The sequence below is a fragment of the uncultured Thiodictyon sp. genome (assembly GCF_903828115.1).
GTDB lineage: Bacteria > Pseudomonadota > Gammaproteobacteria > Chromatiales > Chromatiaceae > Thiodictyon.
Genome location: NZ_CAIKKU010000518.1, coordinates 1 through 6876, shown reverse-complemented (window position 1 = coordinate 6876; position 6876 = coordinate 1). Strand labels below are relative to the sequence as shown.

Here is a 6876-nt window from a genome sequence, read left to right as displayed (position 1 = left end):
TCTTAGCACTGGACGCGGAGCGCCCACACTTGCTCCCAAGCGGGAGCGTGGGAGCCAGAAGGGCTTAACTTAACGACATTGGGGCCGCTCCGACGCCGTAGGAGCGGCCCCCCGGCCGCGACGGTTGCCGCAAGGGCGCCTGACCTGAGGTATGATCAAGAGCCCCAGGCGCGACGAACTGCGTGTCTTCTCGTTGAGGCTGGGCTCGATGAATCTTAGGTCTGCGACCCGCTTGCCTTTCGCGCAATGGCAGTTATCCTGGGCCTTGATCATAAGTCCGCCCACTCCGCGCTCTCGTGACACCGCTCCAGAGATTGTGAAAGTATTCATATCGTATACGCTCTGGGGCGTGCCACCACGTGCCTGGCGGCGCCTGGCGCCGCCCGGTTTCGTCGCGGGCGACCAGCGCGGAGCGGACGCGATCGACTGGCCGTCAAAATCCGTCTCCGAGGCTGCTATTTGATAGAAAACATAAGCCTATCGATGATCTCGCCATGGCTGCCTAGGTGGGCAGCAGGCGGCTGGACAAACGCTGGGCGCAGTAATCCCGAAACGCCTGCACACCGAGAATGTGGATCACCCGCGTGAGATTGTAGCCCCTGACCCCTTGGTTCCGACTTGGCTGACAGTCTACGCCAGGCACCGGGCACGATCCGAATACTTGCCCAATCTCTAGAGCGGTGTCACGAGACGTTACTCACGAGAGGTTACACCGCGGGCGCGGGGAAGCCATAGGGCGGCGGCTGCAAATGCAGGAGCGGTCCGGCGCTGCCCAGGCGGACCTCACCGCCCTGCGCGGCCGCGATCTCGACCACGGCCAGGAGTGCGTAGCGGCCCTCGCCTTCGGGACGGGCATCGACGACGCGGCCGGGGGTCTGCTCCGAGGTGCTGCCGGGCGCTTCCAGTGCATCGCCCGGTTGCGGCGGGGTCGGGCTCGCGACCTCGGCTAAGTACATCCGGCGTTTGAGCTTGCCCAGGTACTGCATCCGTGCCACCACCTCCTGGCCGGTATAGCACCCCTTGGTGAAGCTGACCCCGTCGATCAATTGGAGATTGGCCATCTGGGGGACGAAGGCATCGACGGTGGCGGTGTAGACGCTGGGGATGCCGGCGCGGATGTCGAGCAGGGCCCAGGCGTCCTCGTCGCCCCAGGTCGACCCGGGCGCCAGGGCCTCCCAGATCGCCGTCAGGCGCTCGCAGTCGGCGATCAGCTCGAAGCGGGGGACCGGGGAGGGTAGGCGCAGCACCGTGATGCCGTCGGCGGCGGCTACATCGTTGTCGCGTGCCGGCAGCGGCAGCCCCAGGCGCTCCAACTCCCGCGGGGCGCCCGCGCCCGCAAGGCCGCTCCGCACCGGGCCGTCGCTTGCGTCCTCCAGGGTGACCTTGGAGCGCAGCACATAGAGCCGCAGCCGTTTGATGGCCTCGGCGACCCGCTCGCGGGGCAGTTGCAGCCAGATGCCCTCGCCGTGGCGCACCACCCGGAACAGGGCCAGCATCCGGCCCTTGGGGCTGCAATGGCTGCTGAGTTGGGAGTGGGTCGGGGTCAGTGTCCTGATATCGTTGCTGAGCTGCCCCTGCAGGAAGCTGTCGGCATCCGCGCCCGCCACGCCGATCAGGCCCAGGTGCGAGAGGTCGAAGCGGGTGCAGTCAGCCGGGGGCTCGCCCGCGGCGGTCCGGGCGGCCGGTGCGATCCGGCCGTCCTCGCCGATGCGGGCGCCGCGGGCGGTCAGAAAGGTGCGCCAGTCTGGATTCATCGTCGCTTCCTCGAATAGTTGGCCGGAAAATCGGCTCGTCGGTTGCCGCGGCGCATCGGCGCCAGCGGATCACGGCATGGGGGTATCATACCCAAAGCGGAGGCCGACCCCGCGCCGTCGCCGCCCGTGCGGCTGATCCCAGGCCGGGCGGCGGCAGCGCAGAAGCCTGGATCAGGCTGGTCAGACCCGTCGGCGTTCGGTCCGCACAGCGGACCCTACGCGCCGTAGGGTCCGCGGTGCGGACCGCAAACCTCGCAGATCGCGGGATGCCCGGTCCGCCCATCACCCGGGCGTCCATCTTATTTGCGTTCATTCGCGTTCATTTGCGGACAAATACTCCTTCTCCTACCACCAGGCCCAGCCCCGTCGCCCGGGTAAAGCCCCCATCCTCTCGGAGCAATCAGCCTTTTGTCGACACATCAACCCAGCCCCCCGGCGAACAGCCTGGTGCTCTACAAGGTCCATCCCGCCCGCATCGTCAACCTGGGCGAAAAGATCGAGATCGAGCTGGCGGGCGGGCAGTCCAAGCGGGTGCGGGCCAAGGACGTCGAACTGCTCCACCCCGGGCCGCTGCGCAGTCTCACGGAACTCGCGCCCCAGCAGGGGGAGCCGGAGGCCGCCTGGGAACTGCTGGAGGGCGCCGAGACGACGCTGCAGGAGTTGGCCGAACTCGCCTTCAATGCCTTTACCCCGGCCACCGCCTGGGCCGCCTGGCAGTTGGTGGCGGACGGCCTGAACTTCAGCGGTACGCCCGCGGCCATCCGCGCCCGCACCCGCGAGGAGGTGGAGCGCATCCGGGCCGAGCGTGGTGCCAAGGCGAACGCCGAGAGCGACTGGCAGGCCTTCCTGGTGCGGATGGCGGACTCATGCCCGGCCCCGGAGGACGGGGCCCGCCTGGGAGAGGTGGAGCGCCTCGCCCTGGGGCAGAGCGAGCGCAGCCGGATCCTGGAGGCCCTGGGGCACGAGCAGACCCCGGTCAATGCCCACCGGGCGCTGATCCAGGTGGGCTACTGGACGGATCGGCACAATCCCTATCCGCGGCGCTGCGCGGTGCCCACCGCGGAGCCCGGGCAGCCGGTCCCGGGGCTCATCGAAGAGGACCGGCTGGACCTCACCGCGCTGCCCGCCTACGCGATCGACGATGTGGGCAATCAGGACCCGGACGACGCCCTGAGCCTCGACGGTGACTGCCTCTGGGTCCATGTGGCGGACGTCGCCGCGCTGGTCGCGACCGAAGGTGAGATCGAGCGGGAGGCACGGGCGCGCGGGAGCAACCTGTATCTCCCGGAGGGGGTCATCAACATGCTGCCGGCGGGCGTGACCGAGGCCCTGGGGCTGGGGCTGCAACCGCTCTCGCCCGCCCTGTCGTTCGCCCTGCGCTGCGACGATCAGGGGGAACTGCTGTCAGTGGCGGTCCATCGCACCTGGATCCGCGCCCAGCGACTCACCTATGACGAGGTGGACGGCCGCCTGACAGAGGAGCCCTTTGCCGCCCTGCGCGCCCTGACCGATCGCTTTCGCGCCCGCCGGGCGGCCGCCGGGGCGACCAGCCTGGATCTCCCGGAGGTGAGCGTGCGGGTTGAGGACGGCCGGGTGACGATCCGCCCCCTGCCGCGGCTGGCGAGCCGGGAGTTGGTCGCGGACGCCATGCTGATGGCCGGGGAGGGCGCGGCGCGCTTTTGTCTGGAGCACGGCATCCCGATCCCCTTTGCGACCCAGGCCCCGCCCGAGGCCGGCGAGCAGCCGCGCGACCTGGCCGCGATGTATGCCCGCCGTCGGGCCTTCAAGCCGTCGCGCCTGGTGGGGGCGCCGGACCCGCACGCGGGGCTGGGGCTGGCGCTCTACACCCGCGCCACCAGCCCCTTGCGGCGCTACTCGGATCTGCTGGTCCATCAGCAGATCCGGGCCTGGCTCGCCGGTCTGCCGACCCTGACGGCAGAGCAGGTGACGGAGCGTATCGGCGAGGCCGAGACGGCCGCGGCCCTGGTGCGGCGCACCGAGCGGCTGTCGAACCTGCACTGGAAACTCGTCTACCTCAAGGACCATCCGGACTGGCAGGGCCAGGCGACCATCGTCGGCAAGGAGGACCGCAAGGGTGTGGCCCTGGTACCGCTGCTGGCCCTGGAGACGCGGCTGCGCCTGCGCGAAGAGCCGGCGTTGAACCAGGGCCTGCGGGTGGCGGTGCGCGACGTCGATATCCCGGCCCAGACGGTAAGTTTTCGGGTATTGGGCTAACGGTCGTGGCACCCGCGCCACGCCGGAACATGAAAGTCCTCTCGACCGCTAGCTCGATGGCCAGCGTGCGGGGCGGCGTAGTCAGGGCTTCCAGCCCTGACTGTTCCAGCCCCGACACCGTCAGGCCAGGATGGCCTGACTACGCACTTTCACGGTAAACCTGAGCGAGAATTTATTCGCGGAACAAGGCAAATCGATCAGCGGGTGTTGCTCGGGACGGCCTGAGCGTTTATCCTCGCGCCGACTATTGACCCGACGGACACTGTGGTCTCCTAGGGTGCTGCTGGGATAAACGCGGCCGACACCGCCGGGCGCACTGGCCCAGGCCATGCGCAAACAAAAAACGCGGGGCCGCCGGCCCCGCGTTTTTTGTACCCCCCGATCGCGATCAAAGACCCGCCATCGGCGGGTCAGGCAGCGGGCCGGCCCGATCAGGCCTTCCAGGAGCGCACGTTGCCGGTGTCCACATGGACGAAGTTGGAACTGGGGTAGTAGCCGACACCGCCGCGGCCCAAGGCGACGGCGGCGTCCCGGATGTGGCTCGGCGCCAGGTCGGGGAAGCGGATGTCGATGGCCTGGCCGTACAGATGCATGCTGTTGCGGGCGACCCCGTGGCCCTCGGAGCGCAGCATGGCGTTGGTCTTCGGCGTGCGGTAGGCACTCAGGATCTCGTAGCGGGCCTCGGTGTCGCCGAGCGAGGCCTTGACGTCGTAGAGGATGTCGAGCAGTTGCGGGTCCATCGGCATGGTGTCGCCGGTGCGGAAGTCCCGCAGGAAGAAATTGAGCTGCTGCAAGGCGCTGCGCTTGTAGTGGTCACCCTCGCGGTAGACCACGGAGATCCTCTCGTCCGTGTGCATGTGGTGCAGCGACAGCGCGCGCGGGCGCTCAGTTGGCCTCTTGGCCAGCACTGGTGCAGCCATGGCGGACAGAGAAACCCCTAGAAAATAACGTCTGTTCATGTTCCCCCCGGACAATGTGACGTTGCGGATAGTGCAGGGCGATTATAGGCGGGGTGACCGGAAAGGCAATAACAAATTTGCCTTGAGACGCATCCGTTCGTCGGTTCTTGCACCACACTAAGAAACAAATATAACCATATCAAAATCATCTGGAAATAATGAAGCCCTCGGGGCCTACTTGATTCCGCGGCAGACGTGTTCCAAAGTAGCGGTGTCGGCGTTCCCTAAATCAATGCTAAGGTTTGCGCATGGCCCGGGAGTTCGAGATCATTGGTCAGGAGCCGCTGAGCGACGGATTTCTGAAGCTCAATCGCTATCGGCTGGCCCGCGTGGCGCCGGGTCGGCAGGCGCCGACCATCGTTGACAGAGAGTGTGTCGACGGCCTGCGCGCCGCGGCGGTGCTGCCTTACGACCCGGTGTCGGGGTGCATCGTGCTGGTCGAGCAGATGCGTATCGGGGCCCTGGGCAGCGTCCTCGGCGGGCTGGTGTGGGAGCCCCCCGGGGGGGTGGTCGAGGCGGGTTGCAGTGGTGCCGCGACTGCCCGTCGCGAGGCCTGGGAGGAGGCCGGGTGCCGGATCGGGGCCATGACCCGGATCGGCGTCTGTCGCCCCAGCCCCGGGTTCAGCGACGAGTCGGTCGCGCTTTACTGCGGCGAGACCAGGGTTGCCGGGGTCGCGCGGTTTGGGGGTGACCCGCGGGAGGGCGAGTGGACGCGGGTCCTGGTGTGGGACCTGGAGCGGGCGATCCGAGGGCTGGGCCGCGAGCCGCTGACCCCCGCCACGCTGATCATCGCCGTCCAGTGGTTGGCCTTGAATCGGCACCGGGTCTGCGCGCTGTGGGCGGCGTCAGCGGGCGGACCCGCCTGAGCGCACGTCGGCGGCTGGTCGGCGGCTGTCACGTTACTAATGAAGAGTATTTGGCCGCAAATGAACGCAAATCAGCGCAAATAAATCTGCTGGTTAGGATCGTCGCGGGCGTCACCCGGACGGTGAACAGGCAGTAAAGGCCAAGTCTCTGATTATTTGAGTCAATTCGCGTCAATTCGCGTTCATTTGCGGCTGAACTGCTTTTTTGGGGTTAGGCCTTTGGTTTGTAAGGGGGGTGAGAGATGCCGAGGGTTTTGCCGATGCTGGTGCTCGCGGCATCCGTGCTGCTTGCGGCCAGTGCCCGGGCCGACGTCTATAAGTACGTCGATGCCAAGGGTAATACCTATTTTACCGACGCCCCGCTCACCGGCCCCAAGTACCGGCTCGCGTGGAAGCGGGAGTCGGAGCGGCTGGTGAGCGAAAATCGCCAGCGCCTGGCCAAGCTCGGCCGAAACCTGGGCCGGGTCGCGGGTCTCGCGTCGGGGCCGGTCGCCACGCCCGCGGCGGCCGCCCCGGCGGCGCTCGCGCCGACTCAGGGGGCCGCGCGAGGCCAGCCTGTCGCGACCCGGCGTGCCCGCTTCGAGCGGGTGATCAACGCCTATGCGCGGGTCTACGGGCTGAGTCCGGAGCTCTTGCACGCGGTGATCCGCACCGAGTCTGCCTACAACCACGAGGCCGTGTCGCGGGCGGGCGCCGCGGGGCTGATGCAGTTGATGCCCGGCACCGCCGCGCGCTACGGGGTCAAGGATTCCTTCAACCCGGTGGAGAACGTGCGCGGCGGGGCGGCCTATCTGCGCGACCTGCTCGACCTGTTCGGGCAGGACCTGCGCCTGGCGCTGGCCGGGTACAACGCGGGGGAGAATGCCGTGATCCGCAACGGCCGCCAGATCCCGCCCTACGCCGAGACCCAGAACTATGTGCGGCAGGTACTCCAGCATCTGTGGTCGGCGCGCGCCGGCGGGTAGAATCGGGTGCGATCGGAATTGATGTGGTGACCGAGATCCCGGGTACGCTGTCCTGGTCGTTGTCGTTGTCGTTGTCGTGATCGGATTGTTCGATTAC

General features: G+C 67.7%; 5 protein-coding genes. 3 read left to right on the top strand and 2 right to left on the bottom strand.

Annotated elements, in window-relative coordinates; all coding sequences use genetic code 11:
• Positions 1 to 707: 707 nt before the first annotated feature.
• Positions 708 to 1754: a folate-binding protein gene (locus QZY48_RS19055; protein ID WP_295434147.1), complete on the bottom strand. Its 1047-nt coding sequence runs from the start codon at positions 1752 to 1754 to the stop codon at positions 708 to 710.
• A 408-nt stretch (positions 1755 to 2162) separates the two neighbouring features.
• Between QZY48_RS19055 and QZY48_RS19050 the strand changes: the two genes are divergently transcribed.
• Positions 2163 to 3989 (top strand): RNB domain-containing ribonuclease, encoded by a 1827-nt coding sequence (locus tag QZY48_RS19050; RefSeq protein ID WP_295434146.1) that lies wholly within the window; start codon positions 2163 to 2165, stop codon positions 3987 to 3989.
• A 431-nt stretch (positions 3990 to 4420) separates the two neighbouring features.
• Here QZY48_RS19050 and QZY48_RS19045 read toward each other — a convergent pair whose 3' ends face one another.
• Positions 4421 to 4909 carry a DUF882 domain-containing protein gene (locus QZY48_RS19045; protein WP_366929733.1) on the bottom strand — a complete coding sequence of 163 codons (489 nt, stop codon included), beginning with the start codon at positions 4907 to 4909 and terminating at the stop codon, positions 4421 to 4423.
• 287 nt (positions 4910 to 5196) lie between these two features.
• Between QZY48_RS19045 and QZY48_RS19040 the strand changes: the two genes are divergently transcribed.
• Positions 5197 to 5814 (top strand): NUDIX hydrolase, encoded by a 618-nt coding sequence (locus QZY48_RS19040; protein WP_295434142.1) that lies wholly within the window; start codon positions 5197 to 5199, stop codon positions 5812 to 5814.
• A 242-nt stretch (positions 5815 to 6056) separates the two neighbouring features.
• Positions 6057 to 6779 (top strand): transglycosylase SLT domain-containing protein, encoded by a 723-nt coding sequence (locus tag QZY48_RS19035; RefSeq protein WP_295434140.1) that lies wholly within the window; start codon positions 6057 to 6059, stop codon positions 6777 to 6779.
• Positions 6780 to 6876: the final 97 nt, after the last annotated feature.